Raw genomic sequence first — 14,711 nt, forward strand, 5'->3', positions numbered from 1 at the left:
CCACTAGACGAAAAGGAGCTGACGTGACCAGCGAAAAGATTCAGCGCGTCGGCGTGATCGGCGCCGGGATCATGGGTGCCGGAATCGCAGAGGTGTGCGCTCGCGCGCACGTCGACGTTCTGGTGTTCGAGCAGACCCGTGAGCTTGCGGCGGCGGGGCGTTCGCGCATCCTGCGTTCGCTCGATCGCGGAGTGAGCAGCGGCAAGATCACCGAGCGGGAACGTGAGCAGGCCGCCTGGCGGCTGCGGTTCACCTCCGACCTCGGCGATTTCGCGGACCGGCAGCTCGTCGTGGAGGCCGTCGTCGAGGACGAGAAGGTGAAGAGCGAGATCTTCGCCGAACTAGACCAGGTCGTGACGGATCCGAACGCCGTGCTGGCGTCCAACACGTCGTCGATCCCGATCATGAAGCTGGGCATCGCCACGACGGCCCCGGAGCGGGTCATCGGGATGCACTTCTTCAACCCCGTTCCGGTGCTTCCCCTCGTCGAGCTGGTGACCACGCTCAAGACGAGCAAGTCTGTGTCCGAGCGGGCCGAGGCCTTCGCGAGCGACGTGCTGGGCAAGCAGGTCGTCCGGTCCGCGGACCGTTCCGGATTCGTCGTCAACGCCCTCCTGGTGCCGTACCTGCTGTCCGCGATCCGCATGGTGGAGTCCGGGTTCGCCACGAAGGAAGACATCGACAAGGCAACGGTTCTCGGCCTCGCACACCCGATGGGACCGCTTGCACTGACCGACCTGGTGGGCCTGGACACGGTGAAGTCCATCGCCGACTCCATGTACGAAGAGTTCAAGGAGCCCCTGTACTCGGCGCCGCCGCTGCTGCTCCGCATGGTCGAGGCCGGGTTGGTCGGCAAGAAGTCCGGCGCGGGCTTCTACGAGTACGGCGACAACGGCCGTGCGAGCAAGAAGGCCAGCTAGTAGGTAGGCGACTACAGCTGTGCGCCTTTCACGACCTCCGGCGGTTGTGAGAGGCGCACAGGTGCATCGAGCCCAGAGGCATTCTCAGCCACCGGACTGAGCCCAGAAAGGTCGACCGCATGTCCAGCACCGCAGCATACGGATCCAGCATCCTGGGGTATCCCCGCATCGGACCTCACCGCGAACTCAAGCGTGCCCTCGAGTCCTACTGGCACGGCACGGGAACGAAGGACGAACTCGTCGCCGTCGCCCGGGATCTCCAGGAGGAGACGTGGAGTGAGCTCGCCGCAACCGGTCTGACCCAGGTCCCGGGCAATACGTTCTCGTACTACGACCACGTACTCGACAACGCGCTGCTGTTCGGTGCGGTGCCCGAGCGGTTCGCGCCGCTCGAGAACCAGCTCGATCCGCTGGACTTCTATTTCACGCTGGCACGGGGCAGGCCGGACTTCCCCCCGCTCGAGCTGGTGCGGTTCTTCGGCACCAACTACCACTACCGCCAGCCCGAATTGGACGAGAACACCGAGTTCTCGCTGCGGTCCGAGATCCTGCTGGACGAGTTCGAACGGGCGAAGGCACGCGGGATCGAACTGCGTCCCGTCGTGATGGGGCCCGTGTCGCTGCTCCTGCTGTCGAAGGTCGGTCCGACGTCGAAGCGGCACGGCTTCTCGACCCTCGAGCTGCTGGACAAACTGCTGCCGGAATACGAGCTTCTGTTCGAGCAGCTCGCGAAGGCCGGCGCCACGTGTGTCCAGCTGGACGAGCCGTCGTTCACCGAGGACCGCACGCCGGAGGAGCTGGCGGCGCTGGCCCGGGTGTACGAGAAGTTGTCGCACGCGCCGCTGCGTCCCCGCATCCTCGTCACCGGCCCGTACGGGCATCTCGGGGAGGCCCTCGCCGTCCTCGCCTCCACGAAGGTCGAGGCTCTCGGTCTCGACCTCGTCAGTCATCGGCTCAGTGCCGACGAGCTGGCGAGGATCCCGGGGATGAAGCGCAAGCGCATCTACGCCGGCGTGGTCGACGGCCGGAACGTGTGGCGCGTCGACCGGTACAACACGCTGACGTACCTGAACACGCTGAAGGACGTCGTGCCCGATCTGGTGGTCTCGACGTCGACGTCGTTGCTGCACGTGCCGTACGACGTGTTGTCCGAGTACGACATTCCGGGTGACGTCGCGGACCGGCTCGCGTTCGCGAAGCAGAAGGTCGGTGAGGTGGTCTCGCTGGCCAAGGCGCTGACCGAGGGCCCGTCCGACAAGTGGCGCAAGCGTCCCACGTCGGTGCACTTCAAGCTCAAGCATGCGGTGCGCGCACGGGTCAACGCGATCAAGCCGGACGACCGCATCCGGGTCCCGTACGAGGAGCGGCGGGTCGCGCAGCAGGAGCGACTGAACCTGCCGCTGGTTCCGGCGACGACGCTGGGTTCGTTCCCGCAGACGGATGCGATCAGGAAGGCCCGGTACGAGCTGGGGCAGGGGCGCCTGGAGTGGGACGAGTACTACAAGGGGATCCAGGCGGAGATCGAAAGCACGATCCGGTTGCAGGAGGACATCGGTCTCGACGTCCTCGTGCACGGTGAGCACGAGCGCAACGACATGGTGCAGTACTTCGCGGAGCTTCTCGAGGGGTATGCCTTCACCCACAACGGCTGGGTGCAGGCTTACGGCTCGCGGTGTACACGTCCCCCGATCCTCTACGGGGACGTGTCGCGGCCGAAGCCGATGACCGTCGAGTGGATCGCGTACGCGCAGTCGCTGACGGACAAGCCGGTCAAGGGCATGCTGACGGGTCCGGTGACGATGATCGCGCGGTCGTTCGTCCGCCAGGATCAGCCGCTGTACGAGACGGCTGACCAGTTGGCGCTGGTGATCCGTGACGAGATCGCCGACCTGGAGGCGGCGGGAATCGCGATCATCCAGGTCGACGAGCCGGCGATCCGGGAACTGCTGCCGTTGCGCGAGGACGGCCGCGAGGCGTATCTCGAGTGGGCGGTCGACGCGTTCCGTCTCGCGACGGGTGCGGCGAAGCCGGAGACGCAGATCCACACGCACCTCACGTACACGAGCCGGGCGTCGGTGGTCGACGCCATCGAACGGCTCGATGCGGACGTGACGGCGATCGTGGCGACGCGTTCCATCACGTGGGTGCTCGATGCCATCAAGGAGCGGGCGCTGACCCACGGGGTCGGTCCGGGTGTGTACGAGAGCCGGTCGGCCCGGATTCCGGACATCGACGAGTTGGACGAACTGCTCACGGAGGCGAGCGAGTCGGTCTCACTGGAACGGTTGTGGGCCAACCCGGACGGCGGGCTGAAGACTCGCCACTATTGGCAGCTCGAGCCGTCGCTGCGCAACCTGGTGGCGGCCGCGAAGCGTCTGCGCCGGCGGTCCGAGAAGGAAGAATCCGAGGACTGATTCCTCAGGCGTGTTCAGGGGTCACCGCGGCAGTGGTGGCCCCGAACGTGCGTTCGGTCGCGCAAACATGTAGGCATGTAAGCATGGTTACCGCAGCCGCATATGCAGTCACGTCCGCCGACAGCCGATTCGAGAAGACCACCGTGCAGCGCCGCGAACTCGGACCGCTCGATGTGCTGATCGAGATCAAGTTCGCCGGCATCTGCCACTCCGACATCCACACCGCCCGTAACGAATGGGGCAGCACCCACTACCCGGTCGTGCCCGGTCACGAGATCGCGGGCGTGGTGAGCGCGGTCGGGTCCGAGGTCACGAAGCACCGGGTCGGCGACCGGGTCGGGGTCGGGTGCTTCGTCGACTCCTGCGGGGAATGCGACGCCTGCCGGGCCGACGAGGAGCAGTACTGCGTCAACCGGGCGACCGGGACGTACAACGCCACGGGGCGCGACGGCGAGTGGACGCAGGGCGGCTACTCGACGCACATCGTGGTGACGGAACACTTTGTCCTGTCCATCCCGGACGGTCTGGAACTGGACGTCGCGGCGCCGCTGCTGTGCGCGGGCATCACGTTGTACTCACCACTCGCCCACTGGGGCGCCGGACCGGGCAAGAAGGTCGCGGTCATCGGGATGGGCGGTCTCGGACACGTCGGCGTGAAGATCGCACATGCGATGGGCGCCGACGTCACCGTGCTCAGCCAGTCGCTCGGCAAGAAGGACGACGGCCTGAAATTCGGCGCCGGCCACTACTACGCCACCTCGGATCCGGGCACGTTCGCGCAGTTGCGCGGACAGTTCGACCTCATCGTCAACACGGTGTCGGTGAATCTCGACATCGACGCGTACATGTCCATGCTCGCGATCAACGGCACACTCGTCGAACTGGGGTTGCCGGAGAAGCCGATCGAGGTGCGCGCGTTCAGCCTCGCCGCGAACCGCCGCAGCCTGGCCGGTTCGATGGTGGGCGGCATCGCTCAGACGCAGGAGATGCTGAACTTCTGCGCCGAACACGGAATCGGCGCCGAGATCGAGGTGATCTCGGCGGACCAGATCGACGGCGCCTACGACCGCGTGGTCGGCAGCGACGTGCGGTACCGATTCGTGATCGACACGGCAACGATCTGACCTACGCGTCACCGAGTTGATCTCGCAGCGACGCCAGGGTCTTCGCGAGCAGGCGGGACACGTGCATCTGCGAGATGCCGACGCGATCGGCGATCTGGGTCTGGGTCATGTTGCCGAAGAACCGCAGCATGAGGACGGTCCGCTCCCGTTCGGGCAGTGACTGGAGCAGGGGGCGCAGGGTCTCGTGGTTCTCGACGTCGTCCATCGCGGCGTCGTAGTCGCCGAGCGTCTCCACCATGGACAGCTCACCTGCCCGGTCCGACGACGTGTTGTCGACGGAGACGGTCTGGTAGGCGTTGCCGGCGAGCAGTCCCTGCGCCACCTCCTCCTGTTCGAGGTCCAGGTGCTCGGCGAGTTCGCTGACGGTGGGGGCGTGGCCGAGGCTCTGCGACAGTTCGGCGACGGCCTGGCTGAGCGCGAGATGCAGTTCCTTCATCCGGCGGGGGACGCGGACGGCCCACCCGGTGTCGCGGAAATGCCGCCGGACCTCGCCCATGATGGTGGGAACGGCGAACGACACGAAGTCCGATCCGCGCTCCACGTCGAACCGGTCCACGGAGTTGACCAGGCCGAGGCGCGCGACCTGCACCAGATCGTCGTGCGCCTCGCCGCGGCCGTCGAAGCGGCGGGCGATGTGCTCGGCCAGTGGCAGGCAGCGAGTCACGACGGCGTCGCGCAGTCTGCTGCGCCGGGGGTCGTCCTCATCGAGGGCTGCCATCTGTTGAAACAGTGCTGTGACGTCCTGATACTCGTCCGGCCAACGGGCCGTGTGCCCCCCACTGTGAGTATGGGACGTCACAGACTCAGGCCATTCTTCACCTTGGTGAATTCCATGGTGGTGACGAAACCCGCGGTGGAAGGGTCGGGCTCCTGTTTCAGGTCGAGCGAATCGGTGAGGGCGTTGAGGACGTGCCAGGCGAACGAACGCTCGCCGAGGGAGTCGACCGAGGTGGTGGTGCTCGACACGTCGACTCGCAAGGTGCCGTCGAGAAATTGCAGCCGGCACACCAGAAGTGCATCCGGTGTCGCGCGGACGATCAGCTGGGTACAGATCTCGTCCATGGCCAGTTTGATGTCGGCGATGGAGTCGAGGTCGAAGTCTTCGTGGATGGCAACGGTAGCTGCCAGGGCGCGCAGTACGGAGAGCTGATCGGGCGTTGCTCGCACGCGCAGTTCGACGACGGGATGTGTGTGATCCTGGTCGGGTTCGATTGTCTTGGCGATGGCCATGAGACCTCCGGGTCGGGCGTTCCGTGCTGTCGGCGAGTGGTGGGTCGGCTCGCACTGCTGAAAAGTCAGGGTAGCGATCCGGCGACACCGCAGGTGGAATACCGCAGAACAGGACCGATCAAACCAGTCCGATCAGTACGTTTGCGCGGGTAGTGTTGGCGGCACGATCAGCGTTCCTGAGGCCCTCGGCAGGGTCATGATGGTCACGGGAGACGAGTGAGTGGGATGCCTGACGAGATTCACCTGCACACGTTGACGAGTGACGTCGATGCCGACGCGGTCACCGTTTCGCTCGACTCCGTGCTCGAATTGCTCGAGCCCGAGGACGAGTTCGAGGTCGCGCTGAACACGGTGTGCCGTCGGATCGTGTCGACGTTCCCGGGTGCGGCGATGGCCGGAGTCACCGTTCTCCGGGCGACCGGTCCGGTGACGGCGGCGGCGACCTCGGACGACGTCGTGGCACTCGAGGAGTTGCAGTACCGCTTCGGTGAGGGTCCCGCGCTCGACGCGGTGCGCTCCCGTGAACCGGTGCGCGCCGACCGCGCCGCCGCGTACGAGAGGTGGCCGGCGTACGCCGCGAGTTCCGAACCGGCAGGCGTCCACAGCTATCTGTCCGTGCCGCTGCCCGGCCCGGAGCAGTCGGCGGCACTGAATCTGTACGGACTGTTGCCGCACGCCTTCCACCGGATGGACGAGTCGGTGCTCGAGTTGCACGTCGAGGCGGCATCGGTCGCGGTGCGCAACGCGCGACGGTACGGCGAGGCGAGAAATCTGATCGAGCAACTTCGTATCGCACTTCGTTCCCGTTCCGTCATCGACCAGGCGAAGGGAATCGTGATGGCGTTGCGGGGTCTCGACGCCGAGACCGCATTCGATGTCCTCGTCACCCGTTCGCAGCGCGAGAACGTCAAACTTCGGGTGGTCGCAGAACGTGTCGTGGCGGCTGTTTCTGCCCGCACAACCGTGCATAACGGTTTGTAAACGCTCACCAGGGCAAATGAGGGCCCCAGTATCTGTTATTTCCTTGTGACACATCACAGGCGGGAGTAGTCTCGAACCGAGGTTGAACACACAGCCGATGTCGGGAAGCGCTGCCGTAGCAGACAGTGTCATGTGTCCGAGGTCGGGTCTGTCTGCAGGTGCTCCGCTTCCCCTCTCAATGTTCGAGATGGGGTGAGCCATGTCTGTTGGTCAAGGGGTCCCAGAACCTGAAATGGCGTGTTCGGGCACGGAGTTCGGTACCACGTACAAGCCGAGAGTAACGCTCGCGGCCGTCGGTTCCGCTCCGACACGCTGTGCGAGCGCGGAATTCACTTCCGAGAGGCTCGGTTCCGGGGTGATGTTGGTAGGGGTGCGAGGCGAGATCGACCTGTTCAGTGCACCGGGGTTCCGTGATTACGTGTGCACGCGGATCTCGCCCGAGGGGCAGTTCATCCTCGACATGTCGAAGGTGGACTTCATCGGAACCGCGGGTCTGTCGGTGCTCGACACCGTTCACGAGACGAACGTCCGGGACGGGCGGACGTGGGCGATGATCTGTGGCCGGCCGGTCTACCGGCTGCTCAGGGCGGCGGGCCAGGAGTCGAGCTTCCCCTGCTTCGCGTCCGTGGACAGCGCCCTCGGGGCCTGGCACGGCCGTACGGCGTAACCGGCCGAGCCGGCGCCCGAGTTCAGTGGGCGCCGGTTCGACTCGTGCGCGGAGGGGCCGACACACAGCGCCCGTAGGCGCGGAGGGTGTCGGTGGCGACCCGGTCCCACGAATAGCGGGCGCGGGCGCGATCGCAGCCCGCCATGCCGTATCCCGTGCGCAGGGCGTCGTCGTCGAAGATCTGTCGCAGGGCCTCGGCCAGGCGGACCGGGTTGCGCGGGGAGATCAGGCGTCCGGTGATGCCGTCGACCACCGTGTCGCGCATGCCGCCGACGGCGGACGCGACCACCGGGGTGCCGCAGGCCATCGCCTCCAGCGGCACCATGCCGAACGGCTCGTACCACGGGGTGCACACGACGGCGTCCGCCGAGCGCAGCAACGCGGGCATGGCGTTTCGCGGCACCCGCCCCACGATCCGTACCCGGTTGCGCACCTTCGTCTCACGGGCCAGCGTCAGCAGTCTGGACGCTTCGGGGTCGTCGGCGACGTCGTCTGCGGCCGGTCCGCCCGCGATGACGAGTTCGGTGTCGGGGAAGTGGGTGAGCGCCTCGATGGCAGTGTCGAAGCCCTTGCTCGGCGCCAGCCTGCCGACCATGACGAGGCGGTGGCGTTTGCCCTTCTCGTCGGCGCGGCCGTCGGGCGTGAACTCCTTGACGTCGACGCCGGACGGAACGACGGACGTGCGCGAGCGGGGCAGGCCGAGGTGGGAGAGTTCGAAGACCTCGTCCGTGCACGTCGCCACCACACGGGTAGCGCCGCGGGCAATCAACTGCTCCAAGTGAATTCGGTTGTGGGTGCTCGACGTGTCGGCGTGCTCGAACCGTTGCTCGACCACTCCCAGTGCGTGGAACGTCTGGACCACCGGAATGCCGAGTGTGCGGGCCGCGAGTTGCGTCGCGATCCCGGACATCCAGTAGTGGGCGTGGACGATGTCGGGCCGCTCGGCCTCCCATTCGGCCTTCAGGAAGCTGCCGAATGCCCCCATCAGCGGCAGGATCTCGGCCTCCGGCATCGGCCGTGCGGGGCCGACCGGAACGTGCACGACGGTGTACCCGCCCGCGGTTGTGACCCGTGCCGGGGCGTCCTCGCTCTCCGCCCGCGTGTAGACCGTGACGTCGTGGCCCTCCCTCGTGAGGGCCGCCGACAGTTCGGCGAGATGAATGCTCTGCCCTCCGACTTCGGCGCCGTCCGACACGTCGAGGGGACTGGCGTTGGCGGAGACCATTGAAATCCGTAATCGTCTCGAGGTGCCGACGGCGGTCGTTCTCATCGGCTGCCCGCCGCACACGGGAGGTCTGGGTTCGCGATGAATGGCCGTCATGCCACGGGGATTCCCGAAGTTCGGGTTTGTAAACCGACCGACTCGCATTCGGTCACGGGACGGGTGACACGAGCCGGCCGGTGTTGCGTTCTAGTACCAGCGACGCCTGCCGCCTACCGCACGCCCGGTCGCGCCGAGAATCCACAGGACCGCACCGATCACCACGAGGATGATGCCGATGGTCCAGAGCCAGTTGATGCCGGCCAGCCATCCGATCAGGAGCAAGATCAGTCCGAGCACGATCATGACGTTCCTCGATTCTTCATCCCACCGAAGTGAGGGGCGAGTCCGTTCGCGGACCCTCCCGCACCCCGTCGACCCCTGCGCCCATTGCGTAGGTCAGATGCCCGCCGAGCGCGCCGCCGATGCCGATCGCGAGGAGTCCCGCGGTGCTCGTGGCGACAGCGCGTCCGTCCGTCCCGTGTCTGCGGCGAAGGTAGGAGGCGAGCATGGCCACGACACCGATGGCGTTGGCCTCGGCGTGGATCAGTCCGACGCGGCGCTGAACGGTGTCGCGGTCGGCCCAATCCGCCCAGCCGGTCATCAGCGTCGGGGGAGTGGCGAGTAGTCCCAGGGCGATCAGCCTGCGTGCGCCGACGTGATCGCGGAATGCCAGATCGAAGATGCTCGCGCCGACCCACGCGCCGATGGGAATGCTGACGAGAACGGGATGCACGGGGTGCCCGAGCCAGGACCCGCGCAACAACGGGCCCGCGCCGGACGAACCGAGCGCCCCCTGGATCCGCTGCTGCAGAAACCGGCTGCCGCCGTCGAGGAATCCGGCGGCCTCCGCTTTCCGGAACACGCTCTCGAGGTTCATGACATTCGATTACCCACCGCGGCTCGAAGAAAACCGGCCCGCCTTGTCGTCGGTGCAGGTCGGGCGTAGCGTCGGGACCACGTTCTCGAAGGTGAGGTGAGTGCAATGAAACTCAATCTCTTCGCAGCTTGGGTCAGCTTCGCACTGGTTCTGCTCTCGGTGGTCTGTCTCGGCGGGTTCCTCGTCGCCGCGGGATCCGGGCAGGGCGGCTGGGCGGTGATCTCCGGGTCTCTGTGCGTCGTCGCACTGGCCGGAGCGATGGCGCTGTACGGCGGAACCGTGCGCCACGACCACAGGTTGCATCACGAATCGCCGCACCTCTTCTGACTGCGGCGCTCCCGGTCGGCGTCAGGATTCCGCGAGCCGCCGCTTTTCCGCGTCGATGTCGAAAGTGGCGGGCGGCCAGTCGAGGTCGAGTTTCTCGAGTGCGTCGATCAGCAGTTCGGTGACCGCGAGCCGGCTGTACCACTTGCGGTCGCACGGAACCACGTGCCACGGCGCGTAGTCGGTCGACGTCAGGTCGAGCATGGCCTGATACGCGTCCTGGTACGCCGGCCACAGCAAGCGCTCGTCGACGTCCGACGGGTTGTACTTCCAGTATTTGTCGCGGCGTTCCAGACGCTCGCGCAACCGCGACTTCTGCTCGTCGAGTGACACGAACATCGCGACCTTGACCAGGGTCGTGCCGCTCGCGACGAGTTCCTTCTCGAATTGATTGATCTCGTCGTAGCGGCCGCTCCAGACTGCCTCGGGCACGAGATCGTGAACCCGGACCACTAGCACGTCCTCGTAATGCGACCGGTCGAACACGCCGAGTTGCCCGCCGCGGGGGACGGCCTTGCCGATCCGCCACAGGAAGTGGTGACGCTTCTCCTCGGGAGTGGGAACACCGAAGGAGGCGTGATCGACTCCCTGCGGGTCCACGTGCCCGATGACATGGCGGACCATCCCGCCCTTACCCGCGGTGTCCATACCCTGGAGCACGAGGAGCACCGACCGCCGGTCGCCGGATCGTCCGTTGGCGTAGAGCTTCTCCTGCAGGGCGGACAGCACCGCGCCGCGTTCCTCGAACAGCTGGACGCCGTCCGACTTGTCGCCGACGAATCCGGGTGTGCTCCCGCAGTCGAGTTCGGCGATCCGCCGACCCGGGTGTGACCGCAGGGCCTCGGTTGCCGGCGTCGTCCAGAATCCGCGTGCGTTCTCTGCCATGTACAGACAGTGCCACAGGAGCGTTACATGGAGGTGTGGGCGGCGAGGTGCATCAGTGCCGTGTCCTGGTGATCGGGACCGGGTTCTCCGGTCTGGGCACGGCCATCCAGCTACGCAAGCGTGGGCGCGACGACTTCATCCTGCTGGAGAAGGCGCGGGAGGTCGGCGGTACGTGGCGGGAGAATACATATCCGGGCTGTGCGTGTGACGTGCCCTCGCACCTGTATTCGTTCTCGTTCGAGCCGAACGCGGACTGGACGCAGATGTGGTCGGGGCAGGCGGAGATCTTCGACTATCTGCGCGGACTGGCCGACAAGTACGACCTGCGGCGCAACATTCATTTCGGCCGCACGATGATGGGCGGCTACTGGGACGCCGAACACTGCCGCTGGCACATCCACACCGAGTCGGGCGACGAGTACGTCGCCCAGTTCGTGGTGTCCGGGATCGGCTCGCTGCACATCCCGAACGTCCCGGATCTGCCGGGAGCCGGCACGTTCGAGGGCACCGCGTTTCATTCGGCGCGGTGGAACCACGATTACGACCTGCGGGGCAAGAAGGTCGCGGTGATCGGCACGGGCGCCAGCGCGATCCAGTTCGTTCCCGAAATCGTGGGCGACGTCGCCGAGTTGCAGTTGTATCAGCGGACTCCGCCCTGGGTGATCCCGGGCTTGAACTTCCGTATCCCGCAGAAGGCGCGGCGCCTGTTCGGCCGGGTCCCGCTGGCACGACGGATGGCGCGTGCCGCCGTCTACTGGACTTACGAATCGCTCGCGCTCGGGTTCAACGGGCATTTCCGCCTGATGAAGCCGATCGAGAGCGCGGCGCGGGGGAATCTGAACAGGACCGTCACCGATCCCGAACTCCGCCGCAAGCTCACCCCGTCCTACGTCATCGGCTGCAAGAGGATCCTCGGGTCGGACAGGTACTACCCGGCGCTGATCTCACCGAGGTCGGTCGTGATCACCGAGGGTATCGCGGAGGTCCGGCCGCACGGCATCGTCGCGGGGGACGGGACGGAGCGGGACGTGGACGCGATCATCTACGCCACCGGATTCCACGTCACCGACGGCTTCGAGAGCGTCGCCCTCACCGGGGTCGACGGCAGGCGCCTCGCCGATGAATGGCAGGAGCACGGCATCCGCACTCATCTCGGTATCACCGTCGCGGGTTACCCCAACGCGTTCTTCCTCCTCGGCCCCAACACCGGGCTCGGTCACAATTCGGTCGTGTTCATGATCGAGTCGCAGATTCGCTACGCCCTCCGGCTGATGGATCTCGTCGACCGGCGCGGCGCGGACGCTGCGGTCGTCCGGCCGGCCGTGCAGAGCAGGTTCAACGCAGACATTCAGCGGAAGCTGTCGAAGGGCGTGTGGTCCCGTGGCGGATGCGTGAGCTGGTATCTGGACTCGCACGGCGTCAACCGCGCGATCTGGCCGGGCTCGACCGTGCGTTACTGGCGGCAGACGCGGGAGGTCGATCCGGCGGACTTCGAGTTCACACCCGGCTGAAGGGTGGGGGCGTCACTCCGTCGACGAGATGGCTTCCCCAGAGATCCACTCCGGTGATCCGGGCGGTGGCCGTGCCTTCCGGGCTGGTGATCCGAAGTTCCGTGCCTGCGGCCAGGTCTGCGTCCGCGCCGAGGGCATCCGTCAGGGTGCGGACGCGGCCGTGCCAGACGTACCGACCGCTGATGGGTTCGAAGTTTCCCGCCAACTGGACCTGCACGGTCACGGCGGGACGGTCGCCGACGACGACGTCGGCGGGGCCGCGGTAGCCCTCTTCTTCCTCGTGTTCGTTCACACGGGCAAGTTTACCTGCAACTATGAGTTACACAATAATTGACCGACGCCTAGTCGGTCGCGTCGGCAGGCGGCAGCAGCGGGTGCGGGATCGCATTGAAGCGGGCGGGCGAGCCGTTGACCGCGGCGATGCCCGTGACGCCACCCCAGGTCATCATCGTGAGGTAGTTGATCAGGTCCTCGACCGACATCGACCGGTTGGAGATCCACCAGTGGGTGGCCAGTTGCACACCGCCGACGATTCCGTACGCCCAGGGAACTGCGCCGCCGGAGTCCATCTCCATCTGCCGCAGCCGCTCGCCGAGAACGGTGGAGAGCACCTCGGCGATCATCCGTTCCGAGTCGGCGACCGTCTCGCGGCCGGGGCCGGAACCGTTGGCCATGATGTAGAGGTAGACGTCGGGATCCGACGCCACCGTCTCCACGTATGCGGTGATCGTGGCGCGGGTCAACTCGAAGTCGTCGAGGTCTCCGCCGATGGCCTCGTAGATCCGGGGGGCGAGCGTGGTCTCCACGTACCGCGCCATGGTCGCGTTCGTCAGGTCGCTCTTGTCCGCGAAATAGCGGTACAGGACGGTCTTGGAGACGCCGATCTCGGACGCGATCTCGTCCATGCCGATGTCCCGTCCACGCAGGCGGATGGCGGCGATCGTTCCGTCGACGAGTTCTTCTCGGCGCGCGATCTTGTGCTCACGCCAGCGGCGCTTGCGCCCATCGGGCTTTGCCGCCTTGTCCAGCTTGGTCATCGACTCGGTCACCTGCTCGGGATCCTTCACGCCGTCGTTCGCCACTGACTCTCTTCACATCCGTTTCGTGTCGCGATCTCCTGTCAGCTTAGTGCGCGGGTCTTGTCTCACGGCACAACGCCGTCTGTGCGGGCGCGCGTCCCGCGGCTGGGCGACCGCCCCCGCGTCGACCTTGGGCACAATGGCGTCTGTGGATCAATTGAGCCTTTCCGTCTTCGACGACGATGCGAAGCGTCGCGATCTTCGCAAGATGAAGGCTGTCGCGACGGGCTTCCTCGTCTTCGCCACCGTGGTCTACCTCGTGTGCCGGTGGCAGGAATCTCGGGGCGCGGGGGCGTGGGTCGGCTACGTGCGGGCCGCGTCGGAGGCAGGCATGGTCGGCGCGCTGGCCGACTGGTTCGCGGTGACGGCCCTGTTCCGGCATCCGCTGGGGTTGCCGATCCCGCACACCGCGATCATCAAGCGCAAGAAGGATCAGCTGGGGGCGAGCCTCAGCAGCTTCGTCGGCCAGAACTTCCTGGCCCCCGAGGTGGTGTCCGCCAAGGTGGAGGCCGCGGAGATCCCGCTCCGGCTGGGCACGTGGATGGCGCAGCCGAAGCATGCCGCGCGGGTCGCCGCCGAGACGGCCACCATCCTGCGCGGCTTCGTCGAGATCCTCCGCGACGAGGACGTGCAGCAGATCATCGACAGCACGCTGGTGCGCCGGCTGGCCGAGCCCCAGTGGGGGCCGCCGATCGGACGGGTGCTCGGCGAACTGCTGCGAGAGAACCGGCAGTTGCCGATCCTGGATCTGCTCGCCGAGCGGGCGCACCAGTGGGCCCTCGGGAGTCAGGAGACCATCGACCGGATCGTCAGCCGCGATTCGCCGGCCTGGTCGCCCAAGTTCGTCGACGCCATGCTCGGCGAGAAGATCCACCGGGAACTCGTCGAATTCACCTGGAAGGTGCGGTCCAACCCGGAGCACGAGGTGCGGCAGGCGGCCAACCGCTTCCTCGTCGACTTCGCCGACGACCTGCAGAACGATCCCGCGACCATGGAGAAGGCCGAGAAGATCAAGGCCGAGATCATGGGACGCGAGGAGGTGACGGGCCTCGCCGCGGCGACGTGGAAGGTCGCCAAGCGCCTGATCATGGAGTCCGTCGACGACCCGGACAGCACCCTGCGCACAAAGGTCGCGGAGAACGTCGTCCGATTCGGCGAGAGGCTGCGCGACGACAACGAGCTGCGGACCAAGGTCGACGGGTGGGTGCTCGCAGGCACGCGCTACGTCGTCGTCCACTACACCGACGAGATCACCGCGATCATCTCCGACACCGTCGAGCGCTGGGACGCCGAGGAGGCGTCCAAGAAGATCGAGCTCCAGGTGGGCCGCGATCTCCAGTTCATCCGTATCAACGGCACCGTGGTCGGTGCGATCGCGGGCCTGCTGATCTACACGTTCTCGACGTTGCTGTTCGGCTGACGTCCCGCGGAACGG

Annotated in this window: 16 protein-coding genes; 8 read left to right on the forward strand and 8 right to left on the reverse strand. The window is 66.5% G+C overall.

All coding sequences use genetic code 11. From position 1 onward, the window contains the following. Positions 1–23: 23 nt before the first annotated feature. The 3 genes from BLV94_RS36365 (at position 24) to BLV94_RS36375 (ending at position 4,458) form a co-directional block, all read left to right on the forward strand. Positions 24–920 carry a 3-hydroxybutyryl-CoA dehydrogenase gene (locus BLV94_RS36365; protein WP_072939631.1) on the forward strand — a complete coding sequence of 299 codons (897 nt, stop codon included), beginning with the start codon at positions 24–26 and terminating at the stop codon, positions 918–920. Between the two features lie 119 nt (positions 921–1,039). Then, a complete protein-coding gene (metE, locus tag BLV94_RS36370; protein WP_072939633.1) occupies positions 1,040–3,334 on the forward strand; it encodes a 5-methyltetrahydropteroyltriglutamate--homocysteine S-methyltransferase in 2,295 nt (764 codons plus the stop codon). Positions 3,335–3,417: 83 nt separating this feature from the next. Further along, positions 3,418–4,458, forward strand: a complete 1,041-nt coding sequence (locus BLV94_RS36375) for an NAD(P)-dependent alcohol dehydrogenase (protein ID WP_072939634.1) — start codon at positions 3,418–3,420, stop codon at positions 4,456–4,458. A gap of 1 nt (position 4,459) precedes the next feature. Here the strand turns inward: BLV94_RS36375 and BLV94_RS36380 are convergent, their stop codons facing one another. Continuing rightward, on the reverse strand, positions 4,460–5,257 hold the full coding sequence (locus BLV94_RS36380; protein ID WP_072939636.1) for an RNA polymerase sigma factor SigF: 798 nt from the start codon (positions 5,255–5,257) through the stop codon (positions 4,460–4,462). Further along, the gene (locus BLV94_RS36385; RefSeq protein WP_072939637.1) at positions 5,254–5,688 is read right to left on the reverse strand and encodes an ATP-binding protein; all 435 of its coding nucleotides are present in this window, start codon (positions 5,686–5,688) and stop codon (positions 5,254–5,256) included. The genes BLV94_RS36380 and BLV94_RS36385 overlap by 4 nt, the downstream gene beginning before the upstream one ends. A 225-nt stretch (positions 5,689–5,913) precedes the next feature. Between BLV94_RS36385 and BLV94_RS36390 the strand changes: the two genes are divergently transcribed. Together BLV94_RS36390 and BLV94_RS36395 are read left to right on the forward strand one after the other, a co-directional pair. Beyond that, positions 5,914–6,669, forward strand: coding sequence for a GAF and ANTAR domain-containing protein (locus tag BLV94_RS36390; RefSeq protein ID WP_072939639.1), 756 nt, complete (start codon positions 5,914–5,916; stop codon positions 6,667–6,669). 358 nt (positions 6,670–7,027) lie between these two features. Continuing rightward, the gene (locus BLV94_RS36395) at positions 7,028–7,336 is read left to right on the forward strand and encodes an STAS domain-containing protein (protein WP_225858508.1); all 309 of its coding nucleotides are present in this window, start codon (positions 7,028–7,030) and stop codon (positions 7,334–7,336) included. 22 nt (positions 7,337–7,358) lie between these two features. Here the strand turns inward: BLV94_RS36395 and BLV94_RS36400 are convergent, their stop codons facing one another. The 3 genes from BLV94_RS36400 to BLV94_RS36405 form a co-directional block, all read right to left on the reverse strand. Continuing rightward, on the reverse strand, positions 7,359–8,561 hold the full coding sequence (locus BLV94_RS36400) for a glycosyltransferase (protein ID WP_072939642.1): 1,203 nt from the start codon (positions 8,559–8,561) through the stop codon (positions 7,359–7,361). Between the two features lie 186 nt (positions 8,562–8,747). Further along, entirely contained in the window at positions 8,748–8,903 is a 156-nt protein-coding gene (locus BLV94_RS49715) for a DUF6131 family protein (RefSeq protein ID WP_095862504.1), read from the reverse strand. A gap of 16 nt (positions 8,904–8,919) precedes the next feature. Beyond that, entirely contained in the window at positions 8,920–9,477 is a 558-nt protein-coding gene (locus BLV94_RS36405; RefSeq protein WP_072939644.1) for a DUF2231 domain-containing protein, read from the reverse strand. A gap of 105 nt (positions 9,478–9,582) precedes the next feature. Between BLV94_RS36405 and BLV94_RS36410 the strand changes: the two genes are divergently transcribed. Then, the gene (locus BLV94_RS36410) at positions 9,583–9,804 is read left to right on the forward strand and encodes a hypothetical protein (protein ID WP_072939646.1); all 222 of its coding nucleotides are present in this window, start codon (positions 9,583–9,585) and stop codon (positions 9,802–9,804) included. A gap of 21 nt (positions 9,805–9,825) precedes the next feature. Here BLV94_RS36410 and BLV94_RS36415 read toward each other — a convergent pair whose 3' ends face one another. After that, entirely contained in the window at positions 9,826–10,686 is an 861-nt protein-coding gene (locus tag BLV94_RS36415; protein WP_072939647.1) for a polyphosphate kinase 2 family protein, read from the reverse strand. A 35-nt stretch (positions 10,687–10,721) separates the two neighbouring features. Here BLV94_RS36415 and BLV94_RS36420 point away from each other — a divergent pair, with 35 nt between their 5' ends. After that, a complete protein-coding gene (locus BLV94_RS36420) occupies positions 10,722–12,197 on the forward strand; it encodes a flavin-containing monooxygenase (protein ID WP_083395789.1) in 1,476 nt (491 codons plus the stop codon). On the opposite strand, the gene BLV94_RS36425 is transcribed toward BLV94_RS36420, so the two are convergent. Both BLV94_RS36425 and BLV94_RS36430 read right to left on the reverse strand, forming a co-directional pair. After that, complete coding sequence (locus BLV94_RS36425) at positions 12,184–12,489, reverse strand: DUF4873 domain-containing protein (RefSeq protein ID WP_072939650.1); 306 nt, start codon at positions 12,487–12,489, stop codon at positions 12,184–12,186. The two genes, BLV94_RS36420 and BLV94_RS36425, sit on opposite strands and share 14 nt — an antisense overlap. 49 nt (positions 12,490–12,538) lie before the next feature. Further along, positions 12,539–13,234 (reverse strand): TetR/AcrR family transcriptional regulator, encoded by a 696-nt coding sequence (locus BLV94_RS36430; protein WP_063721440.1) that lies wholly within the window; start codon positions 13,232–13,234, stop codon positions 12,539–12,541. 190 nt (positions 13,235–13,424) lie between these two features. Between BLV94_RS36430 and BLV94_RS36435 the strand changes: the two genes are divergently transcribed. After that, positions 13,425–14,696 (forward strand): DUF445 domain-containing protein, encoded by a 1,272-nt coding sequence (locus tag BLV94_RS36435; RefSeq protein WP_143051454.1) that lies wholly within the window; start codon positions 13,425–13,427, stop codon positions 14,694–14,696. The last annotated feature ends 15 nt before the right edge of the window (positions 14,697–14,711 follow it).

This window comes from Rhodococcus koreensis (assembly GCF_900105905.1).
Taxonomy (GTDB): domain Bacteria; phylum Actinomycetota; class Actinomycetes; order Mycobacteriales; family Mycobacteriaceae; genus Rhodococcus_F; species Rhodococcus_F koreensis.